Source organism: Dermacoccus sp. PAMC28757 (genome assembly GCF_014302635.1).
GTDB lineage: Bacteria > Actinomycetota > Actinomycetes > Actinomycetales > Dermatophilaceae > Dermacoccus > Dermacoccus abyssi.
In genome coordinates, this window is sequence record NZ_CP060292.1 from 900,714 (window position 1) to 915,270 (window position 14,557).

The 14,557-nt window shown below is 69.7% G+C and carries 15 protein-coding genes; 8 read left to right on the forward strand and 7 right to left on the reverse strand.

Going from position 1 to position 14,557, the window contains the following annotated elements; genetic code table 11:
• Nucleotides 1–242: 242 nt before the first annotated feature.
• Nucleotides 243–1,103 carry a CaiB/BaiF CoA-transferase family protein gene (locus H7F30_RS04390; RefSeq protein WP_187036987.1) on the forward strand — a complete coding sequence of 287 codons (861 nt, stop codon included), beginning with the start codon at nucleotides 243–245 and terminating at the stop codon, nucleotides 1,101–1,103.
• A 21-nt stretch (nucleotides 1,104–1,124) separates the two neighbouring features.
• Here the strand turns inward: H7F30_RS04390 and H7F30_RS04395 are convergent, their stop codons facing one another.
• The 4 genes from H7F30_RS04395 to H7F30_RS04410 are packed head-to-tail and all read right to left on the reverse strand — an operon-like array spanning nucleotide 1,125 to nucleotide 4,825.
• Entirely contained in the window at nucleotides 1,125–1,748 is a 624-nt protein-coding gene (locus H7F30_RS04395) for a class I SAM-dependent methyltransferase (RefSeq protein ID WP_222617853.1), read from the reverse strand.
• Entirely contained in the window at nucleotides 1,745–2,875 is a 1,131-nt protein-coding gene (locus H7F30_RS04400; RefSeq protein ID WP_187036989.1) for a prenyltransferase, read from the reverse strand. Before H7F30_RS04400 ends, H7F30_RS04395 begins: the two co-directional genes overlap by 4 nt.
• A complete protein-coding gene (locus H7F30_RS04405) occupies nucleotides 2,875–3,594 on the reverse strand; it encodes a class I SAM-dependent methyltransferase (RefSeq protein ID WP_187036991.1) in 720 nt (239 codons plus the stop codon). Before H7F30_RS04405 ends, H7F30_RS04400 begins: the two co-directional genes overlap by 1 nt.
• A complete protein-coding gene (locus H7F30_RS04410) occupies nucleotides 3,581–4,825 on the reverse strand; it encodes a glycosyltransferase family 4 protein (protein WP_187036993.1) in 1,245 nt (414 codons plus the stop codon). Before H7F30_RS04410 ends, H7F30_RS04405 begins: the two co-directional genes overlap by 14 nt.
• A 247-nt stretch (nucleotides 4,826–5,072) precedes the next feature.
• Here H7F30_RS04410 and H7F30_RS04415 point away from each other — a divergent pair, with 247 nt between their 5' ends.
• The 3 genes from H7F30_RS04415 to H7F30_RS04425 all read left to right on the forward strand — a co-directional run bounded on the left by H7F30_RS04415 (nucleotide 5,073) and on the right by H7F30_RS04425 (nucleotide 7,872).
• The gene (locus tag H7F30_RS04415) at nucleotides 5,073–6,398 is read left to right on the forward strand and encodes an MFS transporter (protein WP_187037850.1); all 1,326 of its coding nucleotides are present in this window, start codon (nucleotides 5,073–5,075) and stop codon (nucleotides 6,396–6,398) included.
• Nucleotides 6,382–7,515 (forward strand): CaiB/BaiF CoA-transferase family protein, encoded by a 1,134-nt coding sequence (locus tag H7F30_RS04420; protein ID WP_255464953.1) that lies wholly within the window; start codon nucleotides 6,382–6,384, stop codon nucleotides 7,513–7,515. Before H7F30_RS04415 ends, H7F30_RS04420 begins: the two co-directional genes overlap by 17 nt.
• A 204-nt stretch (nucleotides 7,516–7,719) precedes the next feature.
• Nucleotides 7,720–7,872: a hypothetical protein gene (locus H7F30_RS04425; protein ID WP_187036997.1), complete on the forward strand. Its 153-nt coding sequence runs from the start codon at nucleotides 7,720–7,722 to the stop codon at nucleotides 7,870–7,872.
• A 20-nt stretch (nucleotides 7,873–7,892) separates the two neighbouring features.
• Here H7F30_RS04425 and H7F30_RS04430 read toward each other — a convergent pair whose 3' ends face one another.
• Nucleotides 7,893–8,990: a permease gene (locus H7F30_RS04430; protein WP_255464954.1), complete on the reverse strand. Its 1,098-nt coding sequence runs from the start codon at nucleotides 8,988–8,990 to the stop codon at nucleotides 7,893–7,895.
• Between the two features lie 209 nt (nucleotides 8,991–9,199).
• Between H7F30_RS04430 and trxA the strand changes: the two genes are divergently transcribed.
• Genes trxA through H7F30_RS04445 form a run of 3 tightly spaced genes read left to right on the forward strand, consistent with a single transcriptional unit; the run spans nucleotide 9,200 to nucleotide 11,161 of the window.
• The gene (gene trxA / locus H7F30_RS04435; RefSeq protein WP_187036999.1) at nucleotides 9,200–9,619 is read left to right on the forward strand and encodes a thioredoxin; all 420 of its coding nucleotides are present in this window, start codon (nucleotides 9,200–9,202) and stop codon (nucleotides 9,617–9,619) included.
• Between the two features lie 5 nt (nucleotides 9,620–9,624).
• The gene (locus H7F30_RS04440) at nucleotides 9,625–10,188 is read left to right on the forward strand and encodes a hypothetical protein (RefSeq protein WP_222617854.1); all 564 of its coding nucleotides are present in this window, start codon (nucleotides 9,625–9,627) and stop codon (nucleotides 10,186–10,188) included.
• A gap of 19 nt (nucleotides 10,189–10,207) precedes the next feature.
• Nucleotides 10,208–11,161, forward strand: a complete 954-nt coding sequence (locus H7F30_RS04445; RefSeq protein WP_222617855.1) for an aldo/keto reductase — start codon at nucleotides 10,208–10,210, stop codon at nucleotides 11,159–11,161.
• A 74-nt stretch (nucleotides 11,162–11,235) separates the two neighbouring features.
• Here H7F30_RS04445 and H7F30_RS04450 read toward each other — a convergent pair whose 3' ends face one another.
• Both H7F30_RS04450 and H7F30_RS04455 read right to left on the reverse strand, forming a co-directional pair.
• A complete protein-coding gene (locus H7F30_RS04450) occupies nucleotides 11,236–11,895 on the reverse strand; it encodes a response regulator transcription factor (RefSeq protein WP_187037002.1) in 660 nt (219 codons plus the stop codon).
• 34 nt (nucleotides 11,896–11,929) lie between these two features.
• Entirely contained in the window at nucleotides 11,930–13,252 is a 1,323-nt protein-coding gene (locus H7F30_RS04455; RefSeq protein ID WP_187037004.1) for a sensor histidine kinase, read from the reverse strand.
• Nucleotides 13,253–13,406: 154 nt separating this feature from the next.
• Here H7F30_RS04455 and H7F30_RS04460 point away from each other — a divergent pair, with 154 nt between their 5' ends.
• Nucleotides 13,407–14,549 carry a Gfo/Idh/MocA family protein gene (locus tag H7F30_RS04460; RefSeq protein ID WP_187037006.1) on the forward strand — a complete coding sequence of 381 codons (1,143 nt, stop codon included), beginning with the start codon at nucleotides 13,407–13,409 and terminating at the stop codon, nucleotides 14,547–14,549.
• Nucleotides 14,550–14,557 lie beyond the last annotated feature (8 nt).

Here is a 14,557-nt window from a genome sequence, read left to right on the forward strand (position 1 = left end):
ACGAATACCCTCGTACCGACGTTCGGTAGAGATGCAAGAAAGCCCCCAGGCAGCACGAAACTCGTGCGGTGGGGGCATGTTCTTGCGCGAAAGCCCGTCGTCTCCGCTATGACGTGGATCAGCCTAACCGCGAGGAGCGGCTGAGTGGTGGAGCGGCCGCGCGTCTCGTGATCGGGCTAGGTCGCAGTGCGCTACCCGGCGTCGGCCTCCATCAGGGCTGGTCGCGTGAGAGAGTCCCAACCATGAGCACATCTCCCCTCACCGGCGTCCGCGTCGTCAGCCTCGCGCCGAACCTGCCCGGGCCCGCGGCGGCCATGCATTTCGTCCGGCTCGGGGCGCAGGTGACGAAGGTCGAGCCGCCGAGTGGTGACTTCATGGAGGCCGCCGCGCCCGCCTACTACCGTGAACTCACCGAGGGGCAGGAGATCGTCACGCACGACCTCAAGTCCGACGAGGGCAAGGCAGCCGTTGCGGAACTGCTCGCCGACGCCGACATCCTGCTCACCTCGTCGCGCCCGTCGGCCCTCACCAAACTCGGCCTCGGCTGGGACGCCCTGCACGCCGCCCACCCGCGGCTCGTGCACGTCGCCATCGTCGGGCACCCCGGCGACGAAGCCGAGATCGCCGGCCACGACCTCACCTACCAGGCCGTCAACGGAACCCTCGACCCGCCGTCGCTTCCCCGCGTCCTCATGGCCGACCTCGGCGGCGCCGAACGCGCCGTCTCCGCCGGCCTCGCCGCCCTCGTCGAACGCTCCCGCACCGGCACGGGCAGCTACTGCGAGGTCGCCCTCAGCGACGTCGCCTATGACTTCGCCGCCCCCGCCCGTCACCGCATGACGACGCCCGACGGCCCACTCGGCGGCTCGCTGCCGCAATACGCGCTCTACCGAGCATCCGACGGCTGGGTCGCCGTCGCCGCCCTCGAGGGCCACTTCTGGGCCCGCCTACGCGACGCCCTCGACCTGCCCGACGGGCCGGACGCAGCCAGCGCGCTGAGCGCAGCCCTCGCCACCCGCACCGCCGCGGAGTGGGAGGAATGGGCGCGCGAACGCGACATCCCGATCGCCGCCTGCGCGGCACCGTCGAAGGGGCAGCACTGATCCGCTGACCGGGCGCGGGCGTCAGGCGCGTCGGAGCACCCGCAGCGAGCCGGTCACACTGACTTCCTCGAAGCCCTCGGCCAGCGCCCGCTCCACGACGTGCCAGGGCGCCTGACCGCCGTCATTCGGGTCGGGGAAGACGTCGTGGACGGCGAGCAACCCGCCCGGCGCCACGTGCTGCGCGAACGCCGCATAGTCGTGCTGCGCCATCTCCTCGACGTGGTTGCCGTCGAGGAAGAGGAACTCCACGGGAGTGCTCCACCACGCGGCCACCTGCTCCGTCGTCGCGACGACGGCCGAGACGACGTCGCGGACGTGGTTGTCCCAGGTGCGGCGGAAACTCGGCAACGTGTCGAGCAACCCCGAGTGCTCGTCCACCATCGACGTGTCGTGCCACTCCCACCCCGGCTGGTTCTCCTCGCTGCCGTGGTGATGATGGACCGTGACGATCTGGGTACCGCCCACCTCGCGGGCCGCCTGCGCGAGCAGCACCGTCGACTTGCCGCAGTAGGTGCCGATCTCCAACCACGCGCCGGGGCGAGCGGTGCAGGCCGCCTCGAAGAGCGCACGGCCCTCGTCGAGCGGCATGAAACCCGTCGTCGCGTCGAAGGCGTCGAGCACGTGTTGGGGCAGTTGCGGGGTCATCGTGTCTCCTGCATCGAACGGGGGAGGGCTGAGTCGGTCGAAGGGGCGGACGCTGCGTCACCGGTTGCGGGCCACGTCATCGCGTGGAAGAAGTTCGCCGCCGGCGTGAGGCCGTCGAGGGCGTCGGCGGCGAGCAGCACCGCCCCGGCGGTCCAGCCGGTGCGTTCCTCGGGCCAGATGGCGTCGTCGTCGACGACGTAGCCCGTCCAGTACGCGCCCTCGTCGTCGCGCAGCTGCTGGATCTCGGCGAACACCTGGCGCGCCCGCTCCCTGGCCTGCGTTTCGTGCGGGGTGTCGTCGAGGCAGCACATCGCCATGACGAGCTCGGCGCTCTCGCCGCCGGTCACCCACGGCCGATCGTCGACGCAGCGGACGCCCTCGCCGACCCAGACGAACCGGGCCCAGTCGGCCTCCAGCCGCGCCCACGCGGCGTCACCCGTGAGCGCGCCGCCGAGGACGGGGTAGAACCAGTCCATCGAAAAGCGGTCACGGTCGGCGAAGGCCTCGGGCGCGCGCCGCACCGCCTCAGCAAGCCGGCGTGCGGCCTCGTGCCACTCACCCGGCTCGTGACCCAGACGCCGCGCCAGTGCACACGCCGCCCACAACGACTGCAGGATGCTCGCGTTGCCCGTCAACAGGGCGTGATCGCCCAGGCCGCCGCGCTCGTTGATTGCCCACGCGATCGTGCCGTCGTCACGCTGCGCCGTCAGGACGTGGTTGATCGCATCGCGCACCATCGGCCAGTAGCGCGCGTCGACCTCGTCGTCACCGGTCGCGAGCACGTAGTGCCAGACGCCGACGGCCGGGTAGGCGCACTGGTTCGTGTCGCTCTCGGCGTGGACGACGATGCCGTCACGCACCTCCATCGGCCACGACCCGTCAGGACGCTGGGTGTGCGACAGGTGCTCCAAACCCGCTCGGGCGCAGGCGAGCAGCCGCTCACCCTCCACCTCGTCGGTCGCGTCAACGACGACGCCCGAAACCGTCAGGCCCATGAGCGCCTCGGTGTGGTTCCACGCGTCCCACTGCCCGCCGGGAAACCACGGTAGCGCGCCGTTGTCACCCTGCATCCGGGCGAGAAACGCGCCGGTCTCGGCGATCTGCGCTGCGGTGAGGGCGGGCGGCATCAGACCTGGGCGGGCTTGCGCAGGTAGACGACGAAGCTCTTGCCCATGACGGGGTTGAGCGCCTTCTCGGCGGTGCGCGTCAGCTTGGGCGCCTTCATCATGTCCCACACGAGCAGGCGGTGGTACGCCTTCACCGCGGGGTTGGTGTCGTTGTCGACCCCCACGGCGCACTTGAGCCACCAGTACGGCGAGTGCAGCGCGTGCGCGTGGTGCGTCGCGAACGCCTCCAGCCCCTGACGCTCGAGTCGCTTCGTCAGCTCCGAGCCCTTGTTGATGCGCACGTGGCCGCCCTCGACCTCGTGGTAGGGCGTCGACAGCATCCAGCAGATCTTCTCCGGCCAGTACCGCGGCACCGTCACCGCGACGAGCCCGCCGGGCTTCGTCACGCGCGCGATCTCGGCCATCGCGCTCTCGTCGTCGACGATGTGCTCGATCACCTCGGAGGCGATGACGCGGTCGAAACTCGCGTCATCGAACGGCATGCGGCGGGCGTCACCGGCCACCGTGCGGTAAGCCGCGGACGAAGCCACCTCACCCTCGGCGTCCATCGCGCCGAACATCGTGGCGACCTCGGCGAGGTCGTCCTCGTTGAGGTCGAACGCTGTGACGTCGCCGCCGCGGCGCAGGGCCTCGTAGCTGTGACGGCCCTGGCCGCACCCGACGTCGAGCACGCTCATCCCGGGCTCGACGGGGAAACGATCGAAATCAACGGTCAGCACGGGCGATCTCCTGCTCGTAGACACGGACGGTGGCGCGGGCGACGGCCCGCCAACTGTACGTGGATTCCGCACGGGCGCGCCCGTGCATCGCGAATTCGTCCCGCAGGGAGGGATCCGCGAGAAGGCGTTCGATGCCCTCGGCCAGGGCCGTCGTGTCACCCGGCTCGACGAGCAGACCGGCATCACCGCACTCGTCGTCGGGCGTGCCTTCGACGAGCTGCGGCAGTGCACCGACGCGGGAGGCGACGAGCGGCGTCCCGCATGCCATCGCCTCGACGGCCGGCAGCGAGAAGCCCTCGTAGAGGCTCGGCACGACGTGGACCTCGGCGCTCGCGATGAGCTCGGCGAGCTCCTCGTCGCTGATGCCGCTGACGAAGCGGACCTTCTCCTCGATGCCGTGACGCGCGAGCCGCCGTCGTGCGGCGCCGTTCGCCGTGCCGACGACGACGAGTTCGCTCCAGGCCTCCGCGGGCAGCTGCGCCACGGCGTCGAGAAGGACGTCGAGACCCTTGAGCGGCACGTTCGCGCTCGTGATCGTGGTGAGTCGCCCCGCCACCTTCTGCTCCGGCCTCGGCGTGAAGACCTCGACGGCCACGCCCACCGGGACGACGTGGAGGCGCTGCGGGTCCACACCGAATTCGCGGACGATGTCGTCGCGGCTGCCGTCACTCACCGTGATGACGCGGCTGCTCGCGCGGGCGACGCGGGCCTGCATCGGTACGAACGAGTACCAGCGCCACTTCGTGTACTTGCGCCACGGCGTGCGCGCATCGGCGATCTCGAGGCGCCGGTCGGCGCTGATCGGGTGGTGGATCGTCGTGACGACCGGCAGCCCGGCGCGTTCGATGGCGAGAATGCCGGGCGCGAGGGTCTGATTGTCGTGCAGGACATCGAACTCGCGGACGCGCGGTGTGAGAAGGCGACGCAGGCGACGCCCGAAGGTGCGCGGCTCGGGGAAGGTGCCCGAGAGCATCCCGGCGAACTCGGCGACGTCAAGGGCGTCACGGAACTCCGAGCGCGCGGGGCGGCGGAATGGGTTCTCGTCGTTGTAGAGGTCGAGGCTCGGCACCTTCTCGAGGCGCACGCCCTCGTCGAGCTCGGGGTAGGGCTGGCCGGAGAACACCGTCACCTCGTGGCCGAGCGCCACGAGCTCGCGGCTGAGGTTGCGCACGTAGATGCCCTGCCCGCCGCTGTGCGGTTTGCTGCGGTAGGAGGACAGGGCGATGCGCATCGTGACGAGTCCTTCGGCCGTGGGGGACGGGTGGCTTCGCACGTACTGTACGGCGCCGCAACCGAGCCGGATGTCAGGGCCGGCATTCTCCGACGGGCCGGAGAAACCCACCGGGCGCCAAACCACTGTCGACTCGATCGTCCGGATAGCCTCTCGATGGTTTTCAGGTCACCCATGTCAAGGAGCGTCCGTGTCGTCAGCGTCAGCACCCGCCACGCCGAGCGGGCTCGCCCCGAGGAACTCGGTGATGAGCAACATCGCCCGCGGCAGCCTCGGCAACCTCATCGAGTGGTTCGACTTCTACAACTACGCCGTCTTCACCACCTACATCGCGAACAACTTCTTCGCGAAGGGTGACGAGACACAGGCGATGCTCGACACCTGGGCCGTCTTCGCCATCACCTTCCTCATGCGGCCGATCGGCTCCTGGTTCTTCGGCCGCTTCGCCGATCGCCGCGGGCGCCGCGCCGCCCTGACGACGTCGGTGCTCCTCATGGCGCTCGGCACCCTCCTCATCGGCGCGGCGCCGACGTACGAACAGATCGGTATCTGGGCCACGTTTCTCCTGTGGGTGGGACGCGCGATCAGTGGCTTCAGCGTCGGCGGTGAGTACGGCACCACCGCGGCGTACATGTCGGAGATCGCCACCCCGAACCGTCGCGGCTTCTACTCGAGCTTCCAGTACGTCACCCTCGTCGGAGGGCAGGTGCTCGCCGCACTGCTGCAGGTCCTTCTCCTCCAAGTCCTGACGAAGGATCAGATGCACGACTGGGGTTGGCGCATCCCGTTCTTCATCGGAGCCGTCGGCGCGCTCGCCGTCCTGTGGCTGCGTCGCGGCATGGACGAGACGGCCACGGCCGCCGTCGAGGGCCAGGCCAAGCAGCCGGGATCGCTCGGCGTCCTGCTGCGCGAGTACTGGCGTCCGTTCGTCATCGTCATCGGCCTGACGATCGGCGGAACGACCTCGTTCTACGTCTACACGACGCTCATGCAGAGCTACATGAAGAAGGTGGCCGGCCTCGACGCTGAAACCGTGGCCACCGTCAACCTCTGCGCACTGGCGATCTTCATGGTCATCCACCCGTTCTACGGCATGCTGTCGGACCGCATCGGACGCCGCACGATGCTGCTCATCTTCGGCGTCGGCTCCCTGCTCATCACGTGGCCGGTGCTCGGCGCCATCCGCTCGGTCGAATCGGCCCTCACGGCGTTCGGGCTGCAACTGTTCGCGCTGCTCGTCGTCGGGTTCTACACGTCGGTCAACGCCGTGGTGAAGGCCGAGCTGTTCCCGACGCGCATCCGCGCCCTCGGCGTCGGCCTGGGCTACGGCCTCGCCAATGCGCTCTTCGGCGGTACGGCGCCGTACATCGGCACGTGGTTCGCCTCGAACGGCAACGAGAAGGGCTTCCGCGTCTACCTGCTGTGCTGCGTCGCCGTGTCGCTGGCCGTGTTCTTGTGGGGCCTGCGCAACAAGGAGTTCAGCCATCTCGACCGCGACTTCGGTTCGGCGTGGGGGCATGACGCCGACGGTCGTCGGGGTGAGCAGGAGGCATCAGGTGTCTCGACGCGCTGACGTCCCGAACGCACCCGGCGCTCTCGACGGGTTGCTCATCGCCGACTTCGGGCGAGTGCTCGCCGGGCCGTACGCGACGATGCTGCTCGCCGACCTCGGCGCCGACGTCGTCAAGATCGAACGCCCGACCGGCGGTGACGACACGCGCTCGTGGGGCCCGCCGTTCACCGACGACGGTGAGGCGACCTATTTCCTGAGCGTCAACCGCAACAAACGCAGCGAGTTCTGGGATCTGCGTGACGACGACGATCTCGCCGCCGCGCGCGATCTCGTCACGCGCGCCGACGTCGTCGTGGAGAACTTCCTGCCCGGCACGATGGATCGGCTCGGGCTCGGCTACGACGACGTCGTGGCGCTCAACCCGGACATCGTCTATGTCTCGATCACGGGTTTCGGCGACTCGGCGCTGCCCGGGTGCGACCTGCTCGTGCAGGCGGTGGGCGGTCTCATGTCCGTGACCGGCACCCCCGAGGCGCCGACCAAGGTCGGTGTCGCGATGGTCGACGTCGTCACCGGCCTGCACGCCGCCGTCGGCATGCTTGCCGCACTGCGCCACCGTGACGCGACGGGGGAGGGCCAGCGCGTCGAGGTGTCGCTGCTGTCGTCGTTGCTCTCGGCGCTCGTCAACCAGTCCGGCGCGCACGTCATGACGGGCGCCGTGCCGCGCGGCATGGGCAACCGACACCCGTCGCTCGCGCCGTACGAGATCTTCGCGACGGCCGGGCGCCCGCTCGCGATCGCGGTCGGCAACAACACGCAGTTCGCGGCCCTCAGCGCGACGCTCGAGCACCCCGAATGGGCGAGCGATCCGCGGTTCGCGACGAACGCCGCTCGTGTCGAACACCGCGACGAACTCTTCGCGCTGCTCGAGCGAGCGCTGGCCGGCGCCGACGCCGAGACATGGGCCGCGCGGTTGGCGGACGCCCGCGTGCCGGCGGGGCCGGTCAACGATCTCGCCCAGGCGTTCGACCTCGCCGACGAGGTCGGGTTGCCGATGCGGGTCGACGTCGACGGGCTCGCCCAGGTCGCCAACCCCATTCGCATGTCGGCGACGCCCGCGACGTACCGCTCGCGCCCGCCCCGGATGCGACCAGGTCCAGGAGGCCGGGAACAGTGATGAAGAATCTCACTCAGAGCGCCGTCGCGGCGGCTGCAGGAGGCGCGCTCGGGTCGTTGCCGTTCGGTCGGATGCAGGGTGCGGCCAAGGTGGCCTACATCGCCGTCCCCGGCGCCCTCGGGGCGGGAGTCGCGTGGCTCTCACCCCCAGGACGAACGGGCGGCGACCCGTGCCAAGGTCGCCGCCATCGTGGCGGGGGCCGTCATGAGCGGGCAGGCGCTGTCCATCACGCTCGATCGCGCGACGACGACGTGGTTGGCCCGTCGCGGAGTGACCCGGCCACGCTTGGTGATGGCCGCCGTCGCCGCGGCGGCAGCCGGCCTGTCGCAGTACCGCGGGGCGGGTGACGCCGGCTGAGCGGCCGGGCGCTCTCAGGATCAAGCGATGGCGGTGAGCACCGCGGCCGCCACGAGTCCTCCGGTGATGACCCACGCGGTCACACCGAGCGTCGTCCTGACGCCGAAGCTGCGAGCCACCATGACGAGCGACGGGACGCTCAACGCGGGCAGGGTGATGAGAAGGACCCCGGCCGTGCCGAAGCCGACTCCCGCAGCGGTGAGACCTGCAATGACGGGAATCTCACCCCCGGTAGGGATGACGAGCAGGGCGCCGACCACGCCGACGATCACGAGGGCCAGCAGCCCGGCACGGTCGCCGAGGTGCGCGAAGTCGGAAAGCCACCCGGAGAACAATCCCGTCAGGACGACGAGTAGAAGGTATTCCGGAATGACGATGACGAGGTAGCGCGCGAGCGCCTTGAGGAAGCGCACGGGCATCTGGGCGACACTGCGCGGGTCACTGTCGACGTCGAGGAGTTCGCTGGGGTCGACCGCCCGTGCTCGGCGCTGCGCGATGAAGGCGGCGCCCACGACGACGAGGACGCCGACGGCGACGCGCGTGGAGACCATCTGCCACGACATCGTCAGCCCGAGGAAGAGCAGGACGGCCGGGTTGAGCAGCGGGTTCGCGAGCCAGTACGCCATCGTGGCGCCGGCGGGGGCTCCTCGTCGGCGCAGTCCGATGGCGACCGGGGCGGTGCAGCAGGTGCACATCATGCTCGGCAGGGCCAGGAGGCCGCCGCTGACGCCCTGAGCCCAGGAGCTACGCCGGTTCATGGCATCGAGGATGAGGCGCTTCGGGACGAACGCTTCGAGCGCCGACGCCACGAGGATCGCCACGAGAGCCGCTTTCCACACTGCGGTGACGTAGGCGCGCGTGAACTCGACGGCGCCGTGCCAGCTCGGGGCGTCACCCGGCTGACCCGCCTTGCCGAAGATCGCCTTCCCGCTCCACGTCCCGGACTCGGCGAGGGCGCGGGCCTTGGCGTCGTAAGGAATCCACTTGGCCCACGCGAGGCCCACGACGAGGACGACGAGGGTGAGCGCCACTCCCACCACGGTGGTGGTGCGCCCTGGCCCACGCAACGGATCACGCCCGGCACCTGTTGGTTGCGTCGAGGCGAGAATTGCGTTCACGGGGATGTCCTTGAGGTGAAGCGGGTGGATGGCTTCCTCATGTCGGTAGGGCGCCGGCACGGGCTCCCAGAATAGGTTGCCGTACCGCGCCCACGACCCCCGGGCAGGGTGGACGGCGCGCATCCGGCGCGCGCCGCAGGGGGAAGGAATCGGCGGGGTCGAGTGTTTGAATGATCGACGTCCCGCACCCTTCACAAGGAGCAAGGCCTGTGGCCACCATCGAACTGACCGGTGAGAAGTTCACCGAGACCATCGAGAACAACGACATCGTCCTCGTCGACTTCTGGGCGGCCTGGTGCGGCCCGTGCCGTCAGTTCGCGCCCGTCTTCGAGGCTGCGAGCGAGAAGCACGACGACGTCGTCTTCGCGAAGGTCGACACCGACGCCGAGCAGGAGCTAGCCGCCGCGGCGAACATCCAGTCGATCCCGACGCTCATGGCGTTCCGTGACGGCCTCATGGTGTTCTCCAACTCCGGCGTCCTTCCCGCAACCGCGGTGGACGACCTCATCCGTCAGATCCGTGAACTGCCCATGGACGACATCCGCGCCCAGATGCAGGCCCAGGCGGCCGGTCAGGGTGGCGGCGGCTGCGGCTGCGGCGGCTGCAACTGCGGAGCCAACAACGGCTGACCTCGATGGTCCTTTCCGACGATGAGATCGCGGCGCTCAGCACGGCTGAGCGCCGCGATCTCATCGAACGCCTGCAACGTCCGATGAACGACGTTCTGCCCACGCACATCCGCACGATCCGCAGGGTCCGCCTCGGCCTCATGATCAGTGGCGCCATCGTGCTCGTGCCGTGGGTGCTCTACCTCAACCTCACGCTGCCGGTGCAGTACCGGGCACACAACTGGCGCTACACGTGGGTCGGCTTCGACCTGCTCCTCGCCACGCTCATGGCACTCACGGCGTACTGCGGATGGCGCCGCAAGCAGGTCTTCATGCCACTCTCGTTCGCCACCGGCGTTCTGCTCGCGTGCGACGCCTGGTTCGACGTCATGACGGCGGCCCCCGCGGAACGCGCCGAATCCCTCCTGTCGGCGGGGTTGCTCGAACTGCCGCTCGCGTTCGTCATGATCGCCGGTTCTCTGCGTCTGCTTCGGGTGGGCGCGCTGCGCAGCTACCGCCTCGACGAGAGCGAGTCGCTGTGGAGCCTCACCATCCCCGCGGCCTGGATCGAGCGAACCCCCCGCCGTTGAGGCGTGCCAGGATGGCGGGATGACCTCGGCATCACCGATCGCACCCCACCTCGTCCTCGGCACGATGTACTTCGGCACGAAGACGGACGAGGCCACCTCGTTCGCGCTGATGGACCGCTACGTCGAGGCCGGTGGCACCGTGCTCGACACTGCGAACTGCTACGCGTTCTGGGCGAATCCGACGGGCGCCGGCGGCCAGAGCGAAGCCACGATCGGTGCGTGGCTCGCCGCCAATCCGGGCGTTCGTGACGGGCTGACGATCGCGACGAAGGTGGCACAGGAGCCGGTGCGCCCCGGCGACTTCACCGAGTGGGAAGGCCTCGCGCCGGAGGTCATCGCCACGCAGTTCGAGCGCAGCCGTGAGCGGCTCGGTATCGACGTCGTCGACCTGTACTGGGCGCACGGTGAGGACCGTTCGACCCCGATGGCCGACGTCGTCGCGGCCATGGGCGCGCTCGTGGCCGACGGCGCGGTGAAGCGCCTGGGCGCCAGCAACCACCCGACGTGGCGCGTCGAACAGGCGCGCATGCTCGCCGAGCAGCAGGGCGTCGAGCCGTGGACGGCGCTGCAGCTGACGACGAGCTACGTGCGTCCGCGCCCCGACACGCAGGTGCCGGGCAAGGATCACCGCTTCGGTTTCGTCACCGACGAGACGATCGACTACCTGCAGACCCACCCGGAGATGGAGTGCTGGGCCTACAGCCCGCTCGTGCAGGGCAGCTACGACCGTGCCGACCGGCCGTTCCCGGACGTCTACGACCACCCCGGGACGACGGCGCGTCTCGCGGCGCTGCGTGAGGTGGCGCAGGCGCGTGGCGCCAAGCCGGGTCAGATCGTGCTCAGCTGGCTCGTGCAGAGCAGCCCCTCGATGCGCCCCATCGTGGGCGTCAGCTCGGTGGAGCAGCTCGACGAGGCACTTGCCGCCCCGCATCTGTCACCGGAGGAAATGGCCACCCTCGACGCCGCGATCTGACGCACGTCGAGCCGAAGGTGCGTCGTGTGCGCGCCACATGCGGCGCGCCGACACCGCACCATCGGTGAGCGGGGCTATTCCGCGCGGGCGACCGTCGTCGCGATGCCCACGCGACCCTCGACGCCGGGCTTGCCCTGGACGGCGGCGACGTACTGCTTGACGCTGCTCTCGCTGACGAAGAGCTGCTTCGCGATGGCCGGGTTGCTCAACTCCTGCGCCACGAGCATCGCGACCTCCCGCTCGCGGTCGGTGAGCGCCTCGAGCAGTGCCCGGGCGCGTCCGCGCGCCTGACCCCCACCGTCGAGATAGCCGCTGCGAAGGTGCCCGACGCTCTGAGGCGACATCGGGCTGGCGCCGGCGTGTGCATCGCGAATCGCGTCGTACAACGCCTTGCTGGCCGCCGACTTGAGGATGAAACCTACTGCCCCGGCGTCCATCGCCCGCGGCACGTACTCCTGCTCGTCGAACGTCGTGAGAATGATGACGCGGGGCGCGGCAGGCCGCTTCATCAGCGCGGCGGTCGCGTCGATGCCGCCCAGACGCTTCATCCGCACGTCCATGAGCACGACATCCGGGTGATGCGCCGTGACGGCGTTGATCACCTCGTCGCCGTCGCTCGCGGTCGCGACGAGGTCGATGTCGGGCGCCGCCTTCAGCATGACGCGGATGAGGTCGAGCACCATCGGGTCGTCGTCGACGGCGAGGACGCGGATGGGCTGTTCGGCGTTCGTCATGGGCGTTCTCCTCGCGTCGGGGGTGTGCGGATCGTCATCGGGGCAGGTGCCACGGCAGCTTCGCCGTGGCGGTGTAGGTGCGTCCGTCCAGGCTCGGCCCGGCCCAGAACCGGCCACCGAGGTCGTTGGCACGCCGACCGATGCCCGCCAACCCGCTCTGGCTGCCCGTGCCCGAACCGCCGGACCCGAGCGGGTTCTCGGTCGAGATGACGAGCCCGTCATGCGGGTTGCCGTGGATGTGCAGGCGCACGAGGTTGCCAGGGGAGTGCTTGCGGGCGTTCGTCAGCAGCTCGGTGGTGATGCGGTAGGCGCTGCGCGAGACGACCGGGTCGAGGGGGCTCGACTGGTCGACGAAGACGTTCGACGAGACGGGGGTGCCCGCATCGATGCACTCGGTGACGAGCGTCGCGATATCGGCCAGCTCGTAGGGACGCTCGCCGGCCTGGGGCCCGTGACGCAGGATCGCCAGCAGCGAGCGCAGGTCGGTCATCGAACCGGCCGCGCCCTGCTGGATCTGGCGTGCGCGCTCCTGGACATCAAGCGCACCGGAGGCCTGCGCCTCGATCTCCAGAGCGTTGGCCTGCATGGCGAGGATGCTGAGGCGATGCCCCAGCACGTCGTGCACCTCCCGCGCCAGGGCTTCGCGCTCGTCCTGCTCGGCCAGGCGCCGCCCCAGATCCTGCGCGCGCGACTGTGCCTCGGCGGCGTGGGTGCGGGCCTGATGCGCTTGTCGTTGGGCCTGTGCGGCGCGGGCGTGCTCGCGCGTCACGTCCCGACGGCTGCGCCGCAGCAAAGCCACACCCGCGAAGGCCGCGACGAGCAACGCGGTGATGAGTGCGACCTGCCACAGCGGCATCGGCTCCCACGTGCCGGGGCTGCCGTCGGGATGTTCGAGGCTGTTCCAGAAGCTCGTGTCGTCGCGCGTTCCCCTCGAATCACGCCACACGGCCACGAACGTCGCCAGCGTCGCGCCCGCCGCCACACCGACCCGAGCGCGCACGTCGGGATGCCACACGATGACGCTCGCCATCGCGATGAGCGCCGGAAGGCTGTCCGCCGGCAGGAACAACGGCGGAAGACAGGCGATGACGGCGGTGACGAGGAGGGCAGCCGTCGAACGAAACCGCCAGCACAGACCCGCACACACCGCGAGTGAGGCGAAGAACGCGGCAGCAGTCAGGTCGCCGATGGTCTCGCCGGCGCGGTGACCGTAGAGGCGGGTGTCCGCATACCCGGCGGCCAGCGCCGCCGAGAGGAACGTCGCGACGGCGATGCCGACGTTCGCCCACACCCGTCGCCGCTTCGACGAATCCCCGACGGGCAGCGTCGAACTCGAAGCGGGCGCGGGGGAACTCACGGCGTCACTGTAGAGGCAGGAGGGTGGTCATCGGCCGGAACTGCCGGGGACGATCCTTGAATCCCGCCTGCGGGAGCCGGCCGCGACGAGCCGGTGCACACCCACCCGTAAGGCCCCTGCCGCCCGCCGGGCAGGTGTGCCTAGTGTGGAAAGCATGACGATCAACGCCGAAGAAAACGCAAAGAACACCGAGGAGAAGCGGGCGCTCCGCTGGGCTGTCGTGGGAGGCGGCCAGATCTCCCAGCAGGCGTTCATGCCGGCGATCGGCCGTACGGAGAGCTCCGAGCTGGTCGCCCTCGTCTCCGGTGACGAGGAGAAGCGCGACCGGCTCGCCGGGCAGTACGGCCTTGCGGCCTACAGCTACGAGCAGTACCCCGAACTGCTCGCCTCGGGCACCATCGACGCCGTCTACGTCGCCACCCCCGTCTTCCGCCACCGCGAGTTCGCCGTCCCGGCGCTCGAGGCCGGCATCCATGCGCTCGTGGAGAAACCGTTCGAGGTGAGCGTCGAAGCCGCCCAGGCGATCATCGACGCGGCCGAGCGTGGCGGGGCAACCCTCATGGCCGCCTACCGCCTCCACCAGGAGCCGGGCACGGTGGCCCTCGTCGAGGCGGTGCGCGGGGGCGCGGTCGGTGAACCCCGATTCTTCTCGAGCGTCTTCGCCCAGACGATCGACGAGCGCAACCACCGATCCAACAACGGCTTCTGGGGTGGGCCGGTGGCCGACATGGGCACCTACCCGCTCAACGAGGCCCGCATGCTCTTCGACGCGGAGCCGATCGAGGTCAGCGCTCACGGTGTGCGCACGAGCGATCGCGACTTCCCCGACACGGTGGCCGTCACGCTCGTCTTCCCGGACGAGCGGGTCGCTCAGTTCACCGTTTCGTACTCGACGGCGTACACCGAGAGCTTTACGCTGGCGGGCAGCGAAGGCATCATGACGTCCTCGAGTTGCTACGACTGGGGCGGCGACGTCGCCATCACCTGGACGACGACGGATACCGACGGCAACAGCAGCGAGCACCGATACGACCCCGTCGACCAGTTCGCCGGACAGGTCGAATACTTCGTCGACTGCGTTCGCGCCGGGTCCGAGCCCGAGCCCTCGGGTGCCGAGGGCCTCTGCGACGTCAGGGTGCTCGCCGCCATCGAGAAGTCGCTCGAGTCGGGTGAGGCCGTGAGCCTCGAGCCCTACGAGCGCACGTGGCACGTGACGAATGAGCAGGTGCGCTCGGTTGCCCCGGGTCACGACCCGGGCGACGACGAGATGGTCTCCGTCATCACCCAGAACCCGTGACGCCTCCG

Coding starts and splice junctions, on each gene's coding strand:
- H7F30_RS04390 (WP_187036987.1), top strand. CDS start 243: ATGAGCACATCTCCCCTCACCGGCGTCCGCGTCGTCAGCCTCGCGCCG.
- H7F30_RS04395 (WP_222617853.1), bottom strand. CDS start 1,748: ATGACCCCGCAACTGCCCCAACACGTGCTCGACGCCTTCGACGCGACG.
- H7F30_RS04400 (WP_187036989.1), bottom strand. CDS start 2,875: ATGCCGCCCGCCCTCACCGCAGCGCAGATCGCCGAGACCGGCGCGTTT.
- H7F30_RS04410 (WP_187036993.1), bottom strand. CDS start 4,825: ATGCGCATCGCCCTGTCCTCCTACCGCAGCAAACCGCACAGCGGCGGG.
- H7F30_RS04415 (WP_187037850.1), top strand. CDS start 5,073: ATGAGCAACATCGCCCGCGGCAGCCTCGGCAACCTCATCGAGTGGTTC.
- H7F30_RS04425 (WP_187036997.1), top strand. CDS start 7,720: ATGAGCGGGCAGGCGCTGTCCATCACGCTCGATCGCGCGACGACGACG.
- H7F30_RS04440 (WP_222617854.1), top strand. CDS start 9,625: ATGGTCCTTTCCGACGATGAGATCGCGGCGCTCAGCACGGCTGAGCGC.
- H7F30_RS04445 (WP_222617855.1), top strand. CDS start 10,208: ATGACCTCGGCATCACCGATCGCACCCCACCTCGTCCTCGGCACGATG.
- H7F30_RS04450 (WP_187037002.1), bottom strand. CDS start 11,895: ATGACGAACGCCGAACAGCCCATCCGCGTCCTCGCCGTCGACGACGAC.
- H7F30_RS04460 (WP_187037006.1), top strand. CDS start 13,407: ATGACGATCAACGCCGAAGAAAACGCAAAGAACACCGAGGAGAAGCGG.